Source organism: Sediminitomix flava, assembly GCF_003149185.1.
GTDB lineage: Bacteria > Bacteroidota > Bacteroidia > Cytophagales > Flammeovirgaceae > Sediminitomix > Sediminitomix flava.
On record NZ_QGDO01000003.1, the window covers coordinates 109940 to 129082 of the forward strand.

Annotated in this window: 17 protein-coding genes; 8 read left to right on the forward strand and 9 right to left on the reverse strand. The window is 35.1% G+C overall.

Annotation, left to right across the window (positions count from 1 at the left end; genetic code table 11):
- Positions 1 to 76: 76 nt before the first annotated feature.
- Both BC781_RS12555 and BC781_RS12560 read left to right on the forward strand, forming a co-directional pair.
- Positions 77 to 523, forward strand: coding sequence for a DinB family protein (locus BC781_RS12555; protein WP_109618192.1), 447 nt, complete (start codon positions 77 to 79; stop codon positions 521 to 523).
- A gap of 265 nt (positions 524 to 788) precedes the next feature.
- On the forward strand, positions 789 to 2306 hold the full coding sequence (locus BC781_RS12560) for a peptide MFS transporter (protein ID WP_109618194.1): 1518 nt from the start codon (positions 789 to 791) through the stop codon (positions 2304 to 2306).
- A gap of 125 nt (positions 2307 to 2431) precedes the next feature.
- Here BC781_RS12560 and BC781_RS12565 read toward each other — a convergent pair whose 3' ends face one another.
- On the reverse strand, positions 2432 to 3844 hold the full coding sequence (locus BC781_RS12565; protein WP_109618197.1) for an aldehyde dehydrogenase: 1413 nt from the start codon (positions 3842 to 3844) through the stop codon (positions 2432 to 2434).
- A 373-nt stretch (positions 3845 to 4217) separates the two neighbouring features.
- Here BC781_RS12565 and BC781_RS12570 point away from each other — a divergent pair, with 373 nt between their 5' ends.
- From BC781_RS12570 to BC781_RS12585, 4 genes are read left to right on the forward strand one after another with little or no spacing between them, the layout of a single operon-like run.
- Positions 4218 to 5459: an efflux RND transporter periplasmic adaptor subunit gene (locus BC781_RS12570; RefSeq protein WP_109618199.1), complete on the forward strand. Its 1242-nt coding sequence runs from the start codon at positions 4218 to 4220 to the stop codon at positions 5457 to 5459.
- 24 nt (positions 5460 to 5483) lie between these two features.
- Entirely contained in the window at positions 5484 to 6815 is a 1332-nt protein-coding gene (locus tag BC781_RS12575; RefSeq protein WP_109618201.1) for an ABC transporter permease, read from the forward strand.
- 15 nt (positions 6816 to 6830) lie between these two features.
- The gene (locus BC781_RS12580) at positions 6831 to 8282 is read left to right on the forward strand and encodes a TolC family protein (protein WP_109618203.1); all 1452 of its coding nucleotides are present in this window, start codon (positions 6831 to 6833) and stop codon (positions 8280 to 8282) included.
- 12 nt (positions 8283 to 8294) lie between these two features.
- Entirely contained in the window at positions 8295 to 9008 is a 714-nt protein-coding gene (locus tag BC781_RS12585; RefSeq protein WP_109618205.1) for an ABC transporter ATP-binding protein, read from the forward strand.
- Positions 9009 to 9072: 64 nt separating this feature from the next.
- Here the strand turns inward: BC781_RS12585 and BC781_RS12590 are convergent, their stop codons facing one another.
- The 3 genes from BC781_RS12590 to BC781_RS12600 all read right to left on the reverse strand — a co-directional run bounded on the left by BC781_RS12590 (position 9073) and on the right by BC781_RS12600 (position 11180).
- Positions 9073 to 9690, reverse strand: a complete 618-nt coding sequence (locus BC781_RS12590) for a MarC family protein (protein WP_109618208.1) — start codon at positions 9688 to 9690, stop codon at positions 9073 to 9075.
- A 116-nt stretch (positions 9691 to 9806) separates the two neighbouring features.
- On the reverse strand, positions 9807 to 10244 hold the full coding sequence (locus BC781_RS12595; protein WP_109618210.1) for a cupin domain-containing protein: 438 nt from the start codon (positions 10242 to 10244) through the stop codon (positions 9807 to 9809).
- A gap of 42 nt (positions 10245 to 10286) precedes the next feature.
- Positions 10287 to 11180 carry an SdiA-regulated domain-containing protein gene (locus tag BC781_RS12600; RefSeq protein WP_109618212.1) on the reverse strand — a complete coding sequence of 298 codons (894 nt, stop codon included), beginning with the start codon at positions 11178 to 11180 and terminating at the stop codon, positions 10287 to 10289.
- 218 nt (positions 11181 to 11398) lie between these two features.
- Here BC781_RS12600 and BC781_RS12605 point away from each other — a divergent pair, with 218 nt between their 5' ends.
- Complete coding sequence (locus BC781_RS12605) at positions 11399 to 12955, forward strand: hypothetical protein (protein WP_109618214.1); 1557 nt, start codon at positions 11399 to 11401, stop codon at positions 12953 to 12955.
- Positions 12956 to 12997: 42 nt separating this feature from the next.
- Here BC781_RS12605 and BC781_RS12610 read toward each other — a convergent pair whose 3' ends face one another.
- Positions 12998 to 13783 carry a toxin-antitoxin system YwqK family antitoxin gene (locus BC781_RS12610; RefSeq protein WP_109618217.1) on the reverse strand — a complete coding sequence of 262 codons (786 nt, stop codon included), beginning with the start codon at positions 13781 to 13783 and terminating at the stop codon, positions 12998 to 13000.
- A gap of 151 nt (positions 13784 to 13934) precedes the next feature.
- On the opposite strand from BC781_RS12610, the gene BC781_RS12615 reads away from it, so the two are divergent.
- Positions 13935 to 14141, forward strand: coding sequence for a YwbE family protein (locus BC781_RS12615; protein WP_109618219.1), 207 nt, complete (start codon positions 13935 to 13937; stop codon positions 14139 to 14141).
- 39 nt (positions 14142 to 14180) lie between these two features.
- Here the strand turns inward: BC781_RS12615 and BC781_RS12620 are convergent, their stop codons facing one another.
- The 4 genes from BC781_RS12620 to sufC all read right to left on the reverse strand — a co-directional run bounded on the left by BC781_RS12620 (position 14181) and on the right by sufC (position 19109).
- Positions 14181 to 14795: a hypothetical protein gene (locus BC781_RS12620; RefSeq protein WP_109618222.1), complete on the reverse strand. Its 615-nt coding sequence runs from the start codon at positions 14793 to 14795 to the stop codon at positions 14181 to 14183.
- Positions 14796 to 14988: 193 nt separating this feature from the next.
- A complete protein-coding gene (recN, locus tag BC781_RS12625) occupies positions 14989 to 16641 on the reverse strand; it encodes a DNA repair protein RecN (RefSeq protein WP_109618224.1) in 1653 nt (550 codons plus the stop codon).
- A gap of 268 nt (positions 16642 to 16909) precedes the next feature.
- On the reverse strand, positions 16910 to 18238 hold the full coding sequence (gene sufD, locus BC781_RS12630; RefSeq protein WP_109618227.1) for a Fe-S cluster assembly protein SufD: 1329 nt from the start codon (positions 18236 to 18238) through the stop codon (positions 16910 to 16912).
- A 106-nt stretch (positions 18239 to 18344) separates the two neighbouring features.
- Positions 18345 to 19109: a Fe-S cluster assembly ATPase SufC gene (gene sufC / locus BC781_RS12635; RefSeq protein ID WP_109618229.1), complete on the reverse strand. Its 765-nt coding sequence runs from the start codon at positions 19107 to 19109 to the stop codon at positions 18345 to 18347.
- Between the last annotated feature and the right edge of the window lie 34 nt (positions 19110 to 19143).

Below are 19143 nucleotides of genomic sequence, written 5' to 3' on the forward strand. Positions count from 1 at the left end.
GATTTATAGTGTTTTTATTCCTTGATTTTTTTTCTAATTTGATAAAGAAATAAAACGATTACTTAGCCTTTGATCTATGCAATTCCATTTTCAAGAACTATTGGATTTTGATCTTTATGCAAATGAGAAATTTTTTGACATCCTAGGTGCTATCAAGGAAGAGCGAATTCCAAGGGCTGCTATCCGACAAGTTAGTCATCTTTTGAATGCACATTCCGCTTGGAATAGTCGAATTCTGAAAAAGGCGAGTTTATATGGGATTTGGGAAATTCATGAACGAGATAACTTCCGAGAAATAGGGGAGGATAATTTTACGCTTACTCGGCAGATCATCGAGGAGTTACCTCTAAATATGAGTATTAGATATGAAAACTCTAAAGGGGAGCCATTTACCAATAGTCTATCTGATATACTTTTTCATATTTTTCATCATTCTAATTATCATAGAGCTCAAACCGCAAATATTTTACGAGATAATGGGGTTTCACCTCCAGAAACCAACTATATTTTTTATAAACGATAATACTTATTAAGAATTATTTCTGCAGTAATTAGCATTATCTTGGTAAATTTTGACTCTTTTATTGTCTCAACCTACTTTCATTAGGTTTCTAACACAGTTCATAATGTATTTTTTATTTTATTGTTCTGACCTTAGATTCTATATGGAGTGTTGTCTGTGGGCAATAGAAAATATTTATGGTTGGATTATTTTTGTATATATTTGCACAATCACAAGTATAAGAGAAAATATACGCATTTGATAAAATAAAGTTACCAAAGAGATTATGGCTAAAACGTTTTTTGGGCATCCTATCGGATTGTCAACCCTATTTGCAACTGAGTTCTGGGAGCGCTTCAGTTATTATGGAATGAGATCGTTTTTAACACTCTTCCTTACTGCAACATATATAAATGGAGGTTTTGGTATGTCTCAAGAGGAAAGTCTTGCGATTTACGGAATCTTTACAAGTTTGGTATATGTAACTCCTATTATTGGAGGTATTTTAGCCGATAAAGTTCTTGGGCAAAGAGTGACAGTGTACATTGGTGCGCTCGTAATGGCTGCAGGTCAGTTTACGATGGCTTATTCTGCGATGATGGATCCTGAAGCAGCTTCAGCAACTAGAGAATTCTTGTTACATGCAGGTTTAGGTTTGCTGATTGTGGGTAATGGTTTCTTTAAGCCAAATATTTCGACTATGGTTGGTGGACTTTATGAAGCCAATGATCCGAATAGAGATGGTGGTTTTACATTATTCTATATGGGTATCAATGCAGGAGCTTTCTTTGCACCAGTTATAGCAGGTAGTTTGGCAGAAAAAGTAGCTTGGCAATATGGTTTTATGTCAGCAGGTATTGGTATGCTATTGGGTACAGCTTGGTTCTTCTTTAGAGAAACTACAATGAACAATGTAGGTCTTGCACCAAAAGCATCTGAATCAGCAAATAAGATTGAGCGTAGTGATTGGATGAATGTAGTCGCTTATGCTATTGGAAGTATTGTTCTTGTATTAGGTTTCTTGAAAATTTGGGGGCTTATTCCTTCAGATGTTCAGTCATATATCGTTTATGCTGTAGCTATCGGTGGTGTTGGTTACTTGTTATGGACAATTGTCGTGAATACAAAAGGAAGTACAGAATGGAGCCGTGTTGGTGTAATTCTTCTTTTGGCGGTATTCAACGTGATTTTCTGGTCAGGTTTTGAGCAAGCAGGAGGTACTTTCAACTTCTTTGCCAAAGAAAATACAGATAGAATGCTTTTTGGTTCTGAAATTCCAGCATCTATTTTCCAATCAGTAAATGCAATTGCAATCTTTATTTTCGCACCACTATTTACTGTAATATGGGGTAAATTAGATAAAGCAGGAAAGAACCCACGTACACCAGTGAAATTTGCAATAGGTCTATTGATGCTAGCTGTAGGTTTCTTCGTAATGCAGATTGGAGCAAATGCTACTAAAGGTGGTACGGTACTAGTTTCACCACTTTGGTTGGTAATGGTTTATTTACTTCATACTTGGGGTGAATTATGCTTGTCTCCAATTGGTCTTTCAATGATTACTAAGCTTTCTCCTCAAAAGATCGTTTCAGTAATGATGGGACTTTGGATGGGATCAATTGCGATTGGTAACTATATGGCTGCAAGTATGATGGGAATCTTCAATAGCGATGTGGTTAAGCCTTTACGTGATGAGTACGGATTGGAGCTGTTTAGCTTTATTGGAGTTGAAGCTCTAGTTGCAGGTTTGCTATTATTAGCACTATCTCCTAAGATTAACAAAATGATGAAAGGTATTCACTAAGCCTTTTCAATTATCAGATATAGAAAGTCAGCATATGAAAATGTGCTGACTTTTTTATTGAAAAACCCCACTCAACAAAGTTAAGCGGGGCTGTGTCTCTATCTTCAACGTCTTGATATGTTAGTTTAAAAAAAGCGTAAGGCTTGCCTTACTAAGCCTAGCTTACCTTTATATGGAGGGTAACGGAGTGGTAAATCAAACCAGAACCCTTTCTTCATGACGCTCTTTTTATGACTAAATGTATGGAAGGTCTCATTTCCATGATAACGACCGATTCCACTTTCTCCAATTCCACCAAATGGCAAGTCTCCTTCTGCCATATGACCGAGAGTATCATTCACACAACCACTTCCAAAAGGAATTGATTCCATGATGAGATTTTCTGTCTCTTTATCTTTCGTAAATAAGTAAAGAGCTAAAGGTCTTTCAAAACCATTGACAATTTCTGGTACTTTATCAATCTCTTCATAGCTGATAACAGGTAGGATTGGACCAAAAATTTCTTCAGCCATTACAGGGTCTTCCCATTTTACATCATCTAAAACACTTGGGGCAATATAAAGATCGTTTCTATCTGTTTGTCCTCCGATGACAATGTTTGCACCTTCAAACATTTTAGCAAGACGATCAAAGTTACGCTCATTAATTATTCTAGGGAAATCCGTACTATCTTGAGGATTTTTACCGTAGAATGACTCTATCGTTTTTCCTATCTCTTTAATTAATTCTTCTTTTACAGACGATTGTACTAGTATGTAGTCAGGGGCAATACAAGTTTGTCCTCCATTTACAAATTTACCCCATACAATTCTTCTTGCTGCAACTTTAATATCGGCATCATGACTTACAATACATGGACTTTTTCCTCCTAATTCAAGTGTTACAGGAGTTAAGTATTTAGCCGCTTTTTCAGCTACTATTTTTCCTACGTTAACGCTTCCTGTGAAGAAAATGTAATCAAATCTTTGGTTTAATAAGTCTTGAGAGGTCTGTACACCTCCTTGAACTACAGCAACAAATTCTGGTTCAAAACATTCAGTAATTATTTTTTCAATGATAGCTGAAGTATGAGGCGTAAGTTCTGAAGGTTTCAGAATGGCTGTATTACCTGCAGATATAGCTCCAAATAAAGGAAATAAAGTGAGGTGAAATGGATAATTCCAAGGGCCAATAATCAGAACATTTCCATATGGTTGCTGATAGATATAATTGGTAGAAGGAAAATTAATTAATGAGCTAAATGACTTTTTCGTTTTAGCCCATGACTTTGTTTTTTTAATAATATGCTGAAGTTCTTTATGCATAAGTCCAACTTCGGTGGCATAACCTTCGAACTCAGACTTCTTAAAATCCTTATAAAGGGCATCTAATATATCTTTCTCATACCTCTTAATGACATGCGCTAATTTTTTGAGCTGCTGTACACGCCATTGGATATCGATGGTTTTATTTGACTTAAAAAAAGCTTTTTGTTTTTCGAGTACTGAATTTATGCTCTGAGCAGTCCAGTCTTGTGCTGATTCTGTTGTTGTGACCATGTTTATAAAAATGCTATTTGGTTATTAGTATTTATTTAAAAATATAAAGAAATCTAGAATTTAAAAGCAATTGTACTTTTTACTTCAAAAAATTGTAAAACATTGGGAGTTTCTCATGCAACCAAAGATGACGTATTTGCATCGATAATTTACAAAGTCTATATTTTCAGTATTTTAGAATAATCCTTTTTAACTTTTTTAAAAAGAGAAAGGGAGTATTTACCAATAAAATAAGTAAATAGAGGGGAGGAATTTTTTATATACATTTTGTAAATGTTTCCATCTGTTAAAAGTGTAAATTAATTAATATTTAAACTTAACCTTCTATACATTTAGTTGTCAAATTTTTTGTTAGAGCCCAATATTTTTAATTATGAAAAAGTACAGCCTGCTTGGTACAGGATTAGTTATTGCCGGATTATTAATTTGGTTGTTTGTCCCTTCAACTGAAGAAAATGAAATCTTATATGCCGAAGTCCTAAAAGGGGATATTAAAATTGAAGTAAGTACAACTGGGGAGCTTGAAGCTAAAAGTTCAGTGGATATCTTAGGGCCTAGTACAGGCTTAAGAAAGGCTGGGATTTGGCAGATTAATATCAATGATCTGATTCCTGAAGGAACTCAAGTTAAGAAGGGTGACTATGTAGCCCAATTGGATGCATCTTCTTTGGAGGATAAGATTAAAAACAGCGAAGATAATCTCACAAAGGAAGAATCTCAGTATACACAGGTTAAACTGGATACGACTTTGCAACTCAGAGAAGCTAGAGATAAACTGATCAATCTAGGATTTTCTGTAGAAGAGAAAAGAATTAAGTTAGAGCAATCTGCTTTTGAGCCACCTGCAACAATCAAGCAAGCCAAAATGGATGTGATTAAAGCTGAAAGAGATCTCAAGCAAGCGAAGGCGAATTATGATGTGAAAAAGGAACAGATGATTGCAAAAATGCAGGCAGCAACGGCCAAACTTGAAATGGCTAAAAGGAAAGTTCAGATTTATGATGAGGTGAAAAATCAGCTTACGATTACAGCTCCAGAAGATGGAATGGTGATATATATTAAAAACTGGAATGGTAAGAAGATTAAATCAGGGGATCAGATCGGAACTTGGAATCCTAGAGTAGCTACTCTACCCGATATGTCACAAATGGTTTCTCGTACTTATGTAAACGAAGTTGATATTCGTAAGATTGAAATCGGGCAAACAGTTTCTATAGGGCTAGATGCATTTCCAGATAAAGCTTTAACTGGAGAAGTGCAGTCTGTCGCAAATATTGGAGAACAAAAACCAAATACAGATAGCAAAGTCTATGAAGTATTGGTACTGATTAATGAAGTGGATGAAATTTTACGTCCAGCAATGACTACTTCAAATGTGATTCTTACTAAAGAGGTTAAAGACTGTTTGTATATCCCATTAGAATCTCTTCATTCTCAAGGAGACTCGATCACTTATGTAATTCTTAAAGATGGATTCTCTTACACGAAGCAAGAAGTTGTGGTTGGTGATGCCAATGATCAATATATTATTATTGAAGCTGGAGTTGAAGAGGGAAGTAATGTAGCCTTAAGTAAGATTAATGGTATTGAAGAAACAGCATTAAGTACACTCTAATTTTTTGACCTAGATCTTTTTACTGTGGAAAGATATTTATTTAATCTAAAAATCGCCCTTGAAGCTATTCTAGCGAATAAGGTGAGGTCGGTATTGACTGCACTCGGAATTATTTTTGGGGTTGGAGCCGTGATTGCAATGCTTGCTGTTGGTAATGGCGCTCAACAAGAAATCCTTAATCAAATGAAACTAATTGGGGTAAATAATATCGTGATTACTCCAATTGTAGAGCAAAAAGAGGAAAACCTAGATGATGATAAGCCTGCGGAAAAGAAAAAGTTTTCACCAGGACTTAAGATGTCAGATGTTGAAAATATTAGAGAAGTTCTACCAAATATTTCATTGCTGAGTCCTGAGATAGAACTTGAAACTAATATTGTGAAAAATGGAATCAGAAGGTCAGCTAAATTAATTGGCGTAGAACCTGCTTATTTTGAGGTTTATGATTTTGATTTGGAACGAGGGAAAATGTTTTCTAATCATAATCTGAAACATGGTGATGCTGTTTGTATCATTGGTAAATCTATTGCAACGCGTTTTTTTAGTCAGCAAGATCCAATCGGTAAGCTTATAAAGTGTGGGGGGCAGTGGGTTACGGTAATAGGCGTTCTTGGTGAACGTCATTTTGCAGATGTTAATCTTGAGGGATTAGGTATCCGAAATGCCAATCTAGATGTTTACATCCCAATATCAACGATGCTTATCCGCTATAAAGATCGAACAAGAGTAACGAAAGCTGCCATCGAAAAAGCGAGTATGGAAGGTGATGATGATGAAAAAGAATCAAAAGCAGTTCCTTCTAACTATCATCAGTTAGACAAGTTGGTAATTCAAGTATCGGAAACATCTCAATTATCATCCTCAGCTGAAATTCTACAACGCATGCTCAGTCGTAGGCATTATGATGTGATCGACTTTGAGATCATGATTCCAGAACTTTTACTTAAGCAACAACAACGTACTAAAGATATTTTCAATATCGTTTTAGGAGCCATTGCAGGTATATCTTTAGTTGTTGGAGGTATCGGGATTATGAATATTATGCTTGCCTCAGTAATGGAAAGAATTAAAGAAATAGGACTTCGAATTTCTTTAGGGGCACAGAAAAAAGACATTATTATTCAATTTTTAGCCGAAGCAGTTTTGATCAGTCTTTCGGGCGGTTTGATTGGAGTTATCCTTGGGGTAAGTATGTCTTTGGTAATTAGCCAATTTGCAGATATACCTACCATTGTTTCACCTTCATCTGTTCTTCTTTCTTTTGGAGTGGCCGCTTCTGTAGGTGTACTTTTTGGTATTATGCCCGCTCGAAAAGCAGCAGAACAGAATCCAATTGAGTCGTTGAGATACGAATGATAAACAAAGCTAATTATGAAAAAGATATATTTATTTTTTACTCTGATTCTTACAATTTTTGGCTTTGAATCAGTAGCTCAGAATACCCTAACTTTAGATCAAGCGATTTCCTTTTCTAAAGAAAATTCTTTGGAAGCAAAAAAGGCTGAAAATAAAAAAGAAAATAGCTATTGGTCTTATCAAAGGTTTAGAGCTGACTTGAAACCTAGTTTGAGTCTTTCAGGAACGATACCGAATTATAACCGAGCAATTGAACCTATCACACAGCCCGATGGTACACAACAGTTTAGAGAAATAAGTAATGTGTATAGTGATTTAGGGCTTTCGTTAAGTCAGAATATCCTGTGGACAGGAGGTAGTGTTTTTTTAAGATCAAGCCTTCAGCAAACAAATATTTTAACTGAAAGTGATGGTGTTTTTTATGCGGGTACGCCTCTGATTTTAGGTTTTACTCAGCCATTGTTTGGTTTTAATTCCTTTAAATGGAGAAATAAAATCGAGCCGTTTAAATTGGAAGAGTCTAAAAAGGAATATGCCGAGAAGTTTGAACAATTGTCTTTTCAAACTACCCAACGTTATTTTTCATTGCTTTTAGCTCAAATCAATTTGAAGATCGCGACTCAGAATCAGATAAATAATGAACAAGTTTATCAGATTGGTAAAGGGCGTTATAACCTAGGTAAAATTGCTGAAAATGAGCTTCTACAATTAGAACTTAATGTATTGAGTGCTGAAAGAGATGTTTCTAATGCCCAATTGTCAGTAGAAACGAGAAGGTTGAACATGAATAGTTTTATCGGTTTGCCTAAGGGAGAACAATACGAATTGATTCTACCTGAAGAACTTCCGACTATAAATATTGATGTTGATATCGCTTTAAATCAAGCGAGAAAGAACAGAAAGCAGTATTTGAGCTTTAAACGTCGTTCACTTGAGGCTGAGCGAGATGTAACTAGAGCTAAACGTGAAAATTCATTTAATGTAACATTAACTGGTAGTATAGGTTTTACAAATCAAGCTGATCAGGTAGGTAGCATTTATCAGAATACGCAGAATCAGCAGAGAGTAAATGTAGGCGTTAGAATACCAATTTTGGATTGGAACCGTAGAAATTCTAGTGTGAAATCTGCAATGGCAAATCAGCGATTAGTAGAGAATACAATTCAACAAGAAGAGCAAATATTTGAAGAAGAAATCTATTCTTTAGCAAAGCAATTACCAATACTTAGGGCTAGAGTTATTTCAACAAAAAAAGGAGATGAAATAGCCACAAAACGTTACAAGATTTCACAGGAACGTTATTTGGTTGCAAATATCAGTGTTACTGATTTGAATTTAGCTTTACAGGAAAAAGATAACTCTAAGCGTGTTTATTTAAATGCGTTACGAGATTTTTGGCAAGCATATTTCCAATTAAGAATGCTCACGATGTATGATTTTGTAGAGCAACAAATTATTCAATATTAATCTCCCGAGCTTATGAGTACATTAATCAAAACAAGTGAATTGTGTCGTAGTTACCAGATGGGAGATACAACTGTACATGCGTTAAATAAGGTTTCAATTCAGATAGAGGTAGGCGAGTATGTTGCTTTTATGGGGCCTTCGGGTTCTGGGAAAACGACGCTTATGAATATTATTGGTTGTTTGGACGTCCCCTCTTCAGGGGAGTTTTGGCTGAATGAGCAGTTGGTAAGTGAAATGACAAATGATGATTTAGCATTAGTCAGAAATAAAGAAATTGGTTTTGTCTTTCAGACTTTTAATCTCTTACCTCGTTACAACGCACTTGAAAATGTGGCATTACCGTTAGTTTATGCTGGTATAGGAGAGAAGGAGCGTAAGGAAAGAGCAATGGAAGCTTTGGAGAACGTAGGTTTAGGGAGTCGTTATCATCATAAACCGAATGAACTTTCGGGAGGGCAAAGACAACGTGTAGCCATAGCAAGGGCATTGGTCAATAAGCCGAGTATTATATTAGCCGATGAACCGACAGGAGCTTTGGATACCAAGACTTCATATGAGATAATGAATCTTTTCGATGAATTACATGCAAAAGGGAATACAATCATTATGGTAACTCACGAAGAAGATATTGCTCAATATTCTAAACGTATAGTGCGAATGAGAGATGGGCAAGTAGAAGGGGATGAGTTGGTCGTGAAAGAAGAATCTATCTCTGAAGAGAAATAGAAGTGTATAAAATGTAAATAACCACTGTATCATAAGTTACAGTGGTTTTTTATTTGAACTGACTTTAAAGATTCAACCCAAAATAGATCGTAATTCCTGAAAGAATATTGTCAATAGCTACAGCAGTGAGTATTAAGCCCATGATTCTGCTGATGATACTGGCACCACTATTTCCAATGTATTTAAAAAGTTTTGAAGATAGTCTCATAAATATCCAAGCAATCAGAATTACGGATAGCATTACAATTGTAATGACAGCCTGATCAGTAATTGTATGTTTTTCATTTTCCGTAAGTAGAATAGCTGCTAAAATGGCTCCAGGACTGGCCAAAGAAGGCATAGCAAGCGGAAATATGGCTTTGTCATCTTGAACATCAATATGCGAGCATTCTTCTTCAGGTTTACTTTCACCAAAAATCATGGAAAGTGCAAAGAGGAAGAGTACAATACCACCACCTATTTGGAAAACTTCAAGTGAAACCCCGATAGCATTCAAGACTAATTCACCAATCACAATAAAGAAAAGTAACACTCCTGCTGCAGTAGTAGCAGCCTTAAGTGCCATTCTATTTTTTTGTTCTGCAGTACTACTCGCTGTGACAGCTATGAATACAGGAATCGTTCCGATTGGATCGATGACTGTAAAAAAGGCGATGAATGTTTTCAGAATTTCATTTAGCATAAGAATGTGGGGGTATATAGGTTTGCAATATGGTAGAAAACAAAATAAAAGGAAGTTTCTGTAAATGTGAAGTTTGAAAAGGCATTCAGATACTAATATTTCTTTATAGAACTATTTTACTTAACCATTATTCTTTCAGGTTCTCCTTTTTCATGAACTCTAAAAATAACGGCTTTTACTGACTCACCTTTGGTAGAAAAACTATGTGTTTTCTTAAATGGCACTTTTACGACTTGACCAGCTTTTAATACTTGTGGTTTGTGTCCTTCCAATAAAAATTCACCTTTTCCTTCAAGCATGTACACATACTCTTCACCAGGATGATAGTGTCTTGGCAATGTCGTGTATTTGGGTACTTCCAAATAACTCATGACCACATCAACGTTTTCTCTGAATTCAAGTGAGTCTTTAAGAAGGTTTTCAAACTTTAAACTTGTAATTTCTTGTTTCGGTACTGAAGTTACTTCAGCAGTTTTTGATTCACCTTGTATACAAGAGGATGAACCAATAAGGTATAGAAAAATAAAGGGTGTACTTACTTTGAATAGTTGCATGTTCACGTGATAATCGAAAAATTGTTTTTGAATTATAAGCTATTAAAGCTGATCTTTTAAATACTTAAATCTTAAAATTACAGCGGGTTGTTTATGGTCTCCCTCACTACCAATAAGCAGATCTGCATTAGGCATAAAAGTGATGGATTCAGGTTGTTTTAAAAGTTTTTTATCAAGCCTGATAACCTCTTTAAGATTGAATTTTGGGTCATAAACAATTAGTAACTTTGCTCTATGCGAAATAATATAGATATCGTGTGTGTAAGGGTGCATGGCAATACCAGAAGGCATGAAATTCCCTTTATAATCTACAAACTGTTTTAACTCTTTATCCTTAATTTTTATAACGGGTTTATGTTCTTGAAGATTTTTACTCTTTAAGCTCCACTCATAAATTGCATGGTATTTCTTTTTCTTTTCACCCTTCACGTTTGAGTCACCTTTTAGCGCTATAAAAAGTGAGTTAGAATCAGGATGAAAACATAAACCTTCTATGTCATTTTCATCGGTAAAAGGCAGATCATACTTTTTAACTTTATTGAATTGCATGTCAAAAGAGTAGAGCTTTCCATCACTACGAATGACATATATATTTTCTTCTTTGTGAGCTATGCCTTCATAGTCCCCATCTTTATCAAAACTGTGTAAAAAGACTAGACCATCTTGTTCAAGATTAAAACCATAAATTTTACCTTTTTCATCATTCACACAGAGTATGGTTTCTTCTTTCCAATAAGTCATACCCGAAAGCTCCATAAGGTCTACAGGCATATGGTATAAAGCATTTTCTTTACTTAAATCATAACCGATTTTCGAAGTCATATTTTTAGGTTCTTGAACACTTTGATCGTCTTTTTTATTCAACTTATTACAGTTGATCAGTAGGATGCTTACTAGAAATAATAAAAGATGGATTATACCTTTTTTTACCTGCATACATATTTATGTTAGGGTTGTAAAAAATACGCTACCGAAATTTAAAATTATGTTTAAAGAAATATGAATTTAATTAATTGACAATTAAATGTTTGTAATAGTTTTGTTCCTCTGGTTTTTTCGATCATATTCTGTTTTTTGGTATTGAAATACAATATTATATTTCAAATACTCTAACTTTAGAACTTTGAAGAATCGTCTTTTTTAAAGTGGTAAGAATGAATTTTAGATTATTTTTTCTGTGTATACTTTTTTCTTTTGGGTATGGTTTAAAAGCTCAAGTATTAAATACTGATGTATCTCACCTTAGTTTTTATTCTGAAAATGAGAAGTTAGCTTTTACTAATTATTTAAAGGATTCTAGTCAAATTGTTCCATTGATGGGAATTATTGGTAATGATGGAAAGTATGAACCTGAGCGTTATCAAAAACATATAGATGAAATTATTGCAAAGCTCCAAGAACAAGGAGTTCAGAGTAAGAAACCAAAGAAGCAAGTAAAGCTTATTTACAATAGTGTTCATGATGTGTTCTTTACACAATATAAAGATCAAATCACTTTTTCAGACATATTTGTATCGGGGCATTACAATTGTGTTTCAGCTACGGCTATTTATGCAATTGTTCTTGAGAAATTAGGTATTCCTTATTCTCTAAAGGAGGAGCCGAATCATGTATATTTGATGGCATATCCTGGAAAAGAAAATATCATTATGGAGTCTACTTCTCCAGCAAATGGATATCAGATGATTCCTTTACACACCAAGCAAGTGATGGTTCAGCAATTAATAGAGCAAAAGATTATTACTAAAAATGATGTTGCTCAATTAGGGATTGAAGGTGCATTTCACAAGTATTTTTACGGTAACTCAACTGTAAGTATGAGTGATCTAATTTCTATGATGTATACAAATGAAGCCTATTTTGCTATTCAAATGGAAGAATACAAAAAAGGTCGTATCGCTATGGAAAAGGCTTATAGATTGGTGAATAGTAAGAAAATTGAGCAAAGCTTAATGGCTTCTATTTTTATGGAATTAAACGCATTAGATGATTTATCATTAGATTATGCAAAGACTGTTGTTAAGCTTTCGAAGTTTATGGATAGGGCAGGGGTTAATAGAAGTGAGATTGTAGGAGAGTTTAATCGTTTTCTTCAGTATTATCTTTTGAATAAAAATGACAAACAAAAGTATGATGAAATACATCAGATTTTCTCAAAGGTTGAGGATGAAGAAGCATTGAATGAAATCAACTTCAACTTCTATTATGAGCAAGCTAGAATGCAATTCAATAGGCGAAGAGGAGATTTAGCATTACCTCTTGTTGAAGAAGCATTGTCTTATGACTCGGCTAGTGTAATTGGTTATGAGTTACTTTCATTTTGTATCTTACAACAAGCCTCTAAACCTCAACTTACAACAGAAGGACGCTTAGCGTATGTAAATAAGTACTTGGGAAGTTATCCGAAATTGGAAAAAGAGCCTAAAATAGAATCTATTATACTGAGTTGCTATATCGATTTTGTCTCAACAAATGTTCATAAACGAAGAATAAGTGAAGCAGTAAAATATCTTAGCTTATTTGAAGACAAGTATGATCCTGCTACTCATTATGAAATTCCTGTACAAAACTTGGTTTTAATGTATGACCAACTAGGGATGTATTACTTTAAGTCTAGGCAGACAACTAAAGCGAAACGGGTCTTCCAAAAAGGACTAGAATATGTGCCTTCTGCATATGTCTTAAGGCAAAAGCTAGATATACTTTTATAAAAAAATACGTCCTGTCTGTAGTTAATAGACAGGACGTATTTTTTAGTAGTTTGATAAGGCAAGATTGTAGCTTGTCTTAGTTAATTTTTTAGCCCCTCCATAGGTTGTATACTCTGCTGCTACTTCAAGTTTTTTCATAATACTCATCCCTTTTGGAATAGGAATCCTAAATTTCGCAATCCCAGCTTGAGGTTTTAAAGGAACCATATTATTATCAAAAATATTGTTGCTGGTTATCTTGTCATCAGTTTGCGGAATATAAAATGTGACATTTTTACGTTTCATTGAAAGGCTAAACTCAAGGATGACTTCATCACCTAAAACAAGATTATCAATTTCATTAATCTTAATAGTAGGATATTTTGTGAGTTGCTTCCCTTTTGAGTTGAATTCTTTTGTGCCAAATAACAAGTCTCCTTTCTGATTGTAAGGCTCAATGGCTTTAAGCTCACCATTCTTGTGGTAGAACTTTCTTTCCCCTATAATTTCCCCTTCTTTGTACATTGTTTCTCTGTACAACTGACCAGATTCGTAGTACTTTTGAGCGACACCATGTTTGATCCCATTTTTGTAAGTAATCAGGATTTTTAGTTTACCATTTTTGTAGAAATTCTTTGCAGGACCTTCTTTTATCCCATTTTTATAAGTCGTTTCTATTTTCTTGATTTTGGTGTCCTTGTAATATGTGATAATGGTACCTTCTCGTTTTTTTGCTTTTTTAGGGGTTGATGAAGTTGCTTGTTTTACTTCTTCTTTAGAAGGATTTGGAAGATTGCATGCGCTAGCAGTAAAAAGAAGTGACGCTACGAATAAGGCCTGTATTTTCATATTTTAAGGTAGATTAAAAATTTAGCTAAGTTTAAATTGAGTGTAAATTTATGAAATAACTCAAACTATACTAAAGTTTGACTTTTCTACTATTTGAAATGTTTAATTCGAAAAATTATACAGACCTTTGTCAAAAAAGAACGATAAAGAAATGGACGGCAAGAATAGGAAAGATGTAAAGATTGGGCAGTATGTAGCTATCGTACTAAAAGCCGATCAGCGAACGGGTGATTTGACTGAAGGAATTGTGAAAAGAATTCTAACAAAGTCAGGAATTCATCCACACGGCATAAAAGTGATGTTGGATACAGGTGAAGTTGGAAGGGTGAAGAAAATTTTCCCGGATGAGGAATTTTAAAAACAGAGGCTCGAATACAATCCGAGCCATGTTTTCCCCTTAAAATACAAATCCAAAAGTTAAACCTAGATTCGGAGGTTTATTCATCCGTCTTTGTTGGTCTCTAAATGTTTCGAAGCTATCTCGACCAACTTTTTCATAAGATTTCAAGAAACTTCTCTGCATGTTTTGAACTTGTTTTAGATTTTGCTTTGCGTTCTGAACCAGTCTCATTTGCTCCTTATATTCTTTTGTCTCTTTAAATTTATCCGATAAAAATGCTTGCTTGAATTGATCCTTGTCTGTGGGGAAAGGTGATACCGAAATTTCTTCAAGGACTTTTGTATCGGGTTCAAGCCTGACTAAAGCATAGACATGATCTTCGTTTGTTAGTTGATGATCTATGTAGATTGTTTTGCGCTTATAGCCTACATAGCTAACCTGAATAGAATCTTTGGTCATTAGGTCAAATGTGATATTCCCTTCTTTATCGGTAATGCCCACTTTTTTACCGTATTGAATGTGAGCATAAGGTAGAAAACTCTGAGACTCCATATCAATGACATGTAATGTAACTTTTTGAGTGGGAGGTTCTTCTTTTTCTTGTTCTTGAGCAAAACTCGAAAAAGAAAGCGTACATAGTAGAGTCGAAAAAAAACTGATTCTTTTTAGCATGTTAATATTGATTTATATTCAATATTAATCTGTTAGACAGCTAGTTAAAAAACATTTTAGAGCATTTACATTCTTTTATATTCTCTTGAGTAAAAATCTGTGAAGTTTAAATAAATTTAAACGAGTTGATAAAAAAATCCCTTTCATTTTAACATAAATGAAAGGGATTTGAAATTTATTTTATTCGGATGAATTAGCTCTCCATCAATTCTTTAGCACTGTTAAATGCCATCTCACTCGGGTTGGCTCCTCCAATCATTTGAGCAATTTCTTGGAGTCTTTCTTCTTCATTCAAAGGTCTGATCTTCGAGATCGTTTTATCCGAAGAATGATCTTTATAAACGAAGTAATGTTTTTCTCCGATTGCAGCAATTTGAGGTAAATGAGAAATTGAAATCACTTGGTGACGTTTACCCATTTCACGCATCATTTGTCCTACTTTAATCGCAATTTCGCCCGAAATACCTGTGTCAATTTCATCAAAAATGATAGTAGGCATAGCTGTTTTGTGAGCCATTACGTATTTGACAGCAAGCATCAAACGAGAGAATTCACCACCCGATGCTACTGAACGCATAGGTTGTGGTTCACGTCCTTTATTGGCAGAGAACAGGATTTCAATCTTGTCAATACCTGTAACGTCTGGTTCTTGCTCAGATTGCTCCATGACTACTCGACCATTTGGCATACCCAAGTCATGAAGATGACCGTTAAGCTCATCTTGCATTTGAGGAAGGTGAACTTTACGAGCTTCAGAAAGTTGACGAGCGATAATCATTAATTGCTCAAAACATTCATTTTTCTGTTGCTCCATTTCGGCTAAGTCATCGTCAAAGCCAATCACCTTATCCACTTTTTGTTGCAAGTCTTCACGAACAGTGATCAGTTCTTCTACAGACTTAACTTTATGTTTTTGCTGTAAGGAATAAAGGCTTCCCAAAATATCATTAATCTGCTCTATTCTTTCTTGGTCAAAGAAAAGATCAGATTCTTCACTTTCAATTTCGTAGGCGATGTCTCTAATTTCAATCATTGCACTTTCCGTACGTTGAGCAATCGCTTCAAACTGTGGAGAAAGTGAGGTGAGTTGATTTAAAATGAGAGAAACATCTTTTAGCGCAGATTCTACTGCATATTCAGAACGGCTTAAAGTGTCTAAACTTTCGTTTAGTTTAACTTTAATATTTTCTGCATTTTCTAGCTTTTCAAGCTCTTTTTCCAATTCTTCTTGATCAAGATCGTCCAATTCAGCATCGGTCAATTCTTTCAGTAAAAATTGGTTATAATCAAACTCATCTTTAACACGTTGGTGTTCATCAAGAAGGTCTTTGTAGGCTTTCTGTACTTTTTGATAAGCTCTGTAGGCTTCTCCTGTTTGTGCTAACAAGTTTTGATTGCCTGCATAAACATCTAAAAGGTTGAGCTGATAGGTGTTTGTCCCAAGCTGAAGGGTGTCGTGTTGAGAGTGGATATCCATCAACTTAATACCAATTTGCTTGATCACTTCCAATCGGACAGGAGTGTCGTTGACAAATGCTCTTGATTTTCCTGAAGGAGTAATTTCTCTGCGGAGAATTGTGTTTTCTTCAAAATCAAGTTCGAGTTCTTCAAAAAGTGCTAGAAGATCGTATGATTCAATTGCAAAAGTGCCCTCAATTACGCATTTAGTAGTTTGATCAAAAAGTGCTTTCGATTCGGCTCTTTCTCCCAAAAGTAAGCCTAATGCACCAAGCATGATCGATTTACCAGCTCCAGTTTCACCAGTAATGATATTCAACCCCGAAGCAGGATTGATCTCCAAATGCCTAATAAGTGCGTAATTCTTGATTAGCAGATTTTTTAGCATTGCTATAATTCGAATTTACGCAGTGCGAATTTCGCCTGCTGCCGCCTAAAATTATGATCCGTTGTAATATAGAACGAACGGATATCATTCTATGATATAAAATGACAAAGCGAAATTACTATTTCTCCATTAGAAATTGCAATCCTTTCTATGGAAATTGAGTTTATTAGCTAAAAGTTTAGAAAATAATTTATTGTTAAGTCAAAAAAAGTCATCCTAATTGCTCAGGATGACTTTAGATCTATTAAAGAAGAGTATTTTTTATCTCTTACAAGAATTCGTAGTTCAAACGGTCTGCAATCAACTTTTCGATATAGTTTTTCACAGGCTCTGATTTTACTCTATCCAATACATCTGCACAGTAAGCAAACATCAACAATGCTTTTGCATTATCTTCGTTGATACCACGTGCTTTCAAGTAGAATAAAGGCTCTTCGTCCATTGCTCCTACAGTACAACCGTGAGAACATTTAACGTCATCAGCCCAAATTTCCAATTGAGGTTTTGTATCGATGCTAGCATCTTCAGAAAGCATCACGTTTTTATTTGATTGGAACGCGTTTGTTTTCTGTGCGTGAGGTCTTACATAGATTTTACCATTGAAGACACCACTAGCTTTTCCATCTAAAATACCTTTGTACAACTCGTTTGAGTATGAATTAGGCTTCATGTGATCTACCGCAGTGTGGTTATCTACATGAGTTTTGCCATCTACCATATACAAACCGTTCATGTAAGCTTCGCAGTGCTCACCGTCCAAGTTGATGTTAAGGTTGTTACGGATCAATTGACCGCTCATTGTAACTACAGTGTTCGAGAAGTTACTTTCGTCCTTCTGGTCAACGTGTGTAGTACAAACTTGAGCAGCTTTATCGTTGTCAGCCTGAATTTTGTAGTGATCGATACGAGCATGTTTTGCCACAGAGAATTCAGATACTGTGTTCAACAAACTGTTTTCTTCACCTAAAGTTACTGTGTGCTCAATTAGCGTAAGGTGAGCATTCTCTTCAGCAACGATCAAGTTACGAGGCTGAGAAATTACAGGACCTTGTGCAGTATCATTGATGTACAACAACAATACTGGCTTTTGAAGATCGTATGAACGAGGTACGTGAACAAATACACCATCTTGCGCGAAAGCAGTATTCATTGCTACGAAAGCCTGTGATTCGTGCTGAGCGATTTTGCTAAAATATTCACCTACTTTATCAGCATGCGATTTGTGTGCATCTTGAAGTGTAGAGATAATAGCTTTTTCGTCAGCTTGAATGTCAGAAAGTTCTTCGTTGAATTTACCATTCACAAAGACAAAAACATGAGCCTCAAGACCATCAAAGATGAATGGCTTGATGTCTTCTTTTGTCAATTGAGAACCTCTGTTCCAGTTATATTCTAAAGAAACAAGTTTCTTGATATTCGTATATTTCCACTCTTCGTCTTTAACCGAAGGAAAATCCAATTTAGAGAGAGCTTCAGCACCTTGCTTTCTGATTTGATGCAAGCTACTTTCTACCTCATTATCGAGTTCTGCTTCCCAATTGTGGAATTGATCTAATGCAGCGCTTTTCAAAGCAGCATTTTCGAGAACTTTACTCATTGTTGATATTTTTTATTTGAGAAAGAAAATGTCGGAAGAACTGCTGAGAATTTTCTATCAAATTCTCATACAGTTTCACAATGTAATTGGAGCAAGAAAGAAAAGCTTATTGCTTTTCTGCTTCTTCAGCCTCTTTGATTACCCAATCGTAACCTTCTTCCTCAAGTCTAAGTGCCAATTCTTTAGTACCTGATTTCACGATTTTACCTTTGTAAAGTACGTGTACAAAATCAGGAACGATGTAATCTAGAAGTCTTTGGTAGTGTGTCACTACAATAAATGAACGATTTCCATCACGTAATGAATTCACACCGTTAGCAACGATTTTCAATGCGTCGATATCCAAACCTGAGTCAGTCTCATCAAGAATAGCCAACTTAGGGTCAAGCATTGACATATGGAAGATCTCGTTTCTTTTCTTCTCACCACCTGAGAAACCTTCGTTCAATGAACGGTTCATCAATGATGGGTCAATATTTACAACTTTAGATTTCTCTTTTACTTCTTTCAAGAAAGAAACAGCATCAAAAGGTTCTAATCCTCTCGCTTTTCTTACTTCGTTAACAGCAGTTTTTAGGAAGTTTACATTGCTCACTCCAGGAATTTCTACAGGGTATTGGAAAGCTAAGAATAGACCTTTCTGTGCTCTTTCTTCTGGAGCTAATTCAAGAAGATCTTCACCCAAAAATTCTACGTCTCCACCTTCTACTTCAAAATCCTCTTTACCTGCAAGAACAGACGCCAAAGTACTTTTACCAGAACCGTTTGGTCCCATGATAGCGTGAACTTCACCTGGTTTTACTTCAAGATTAATTCCTCTTAGGATTTCTTTCTCTTCAACCGAAGCCTGTAGATTATTGATCTTTAACATTCGTATTAAAATTTATATTCAAGAAGTGTTCTTA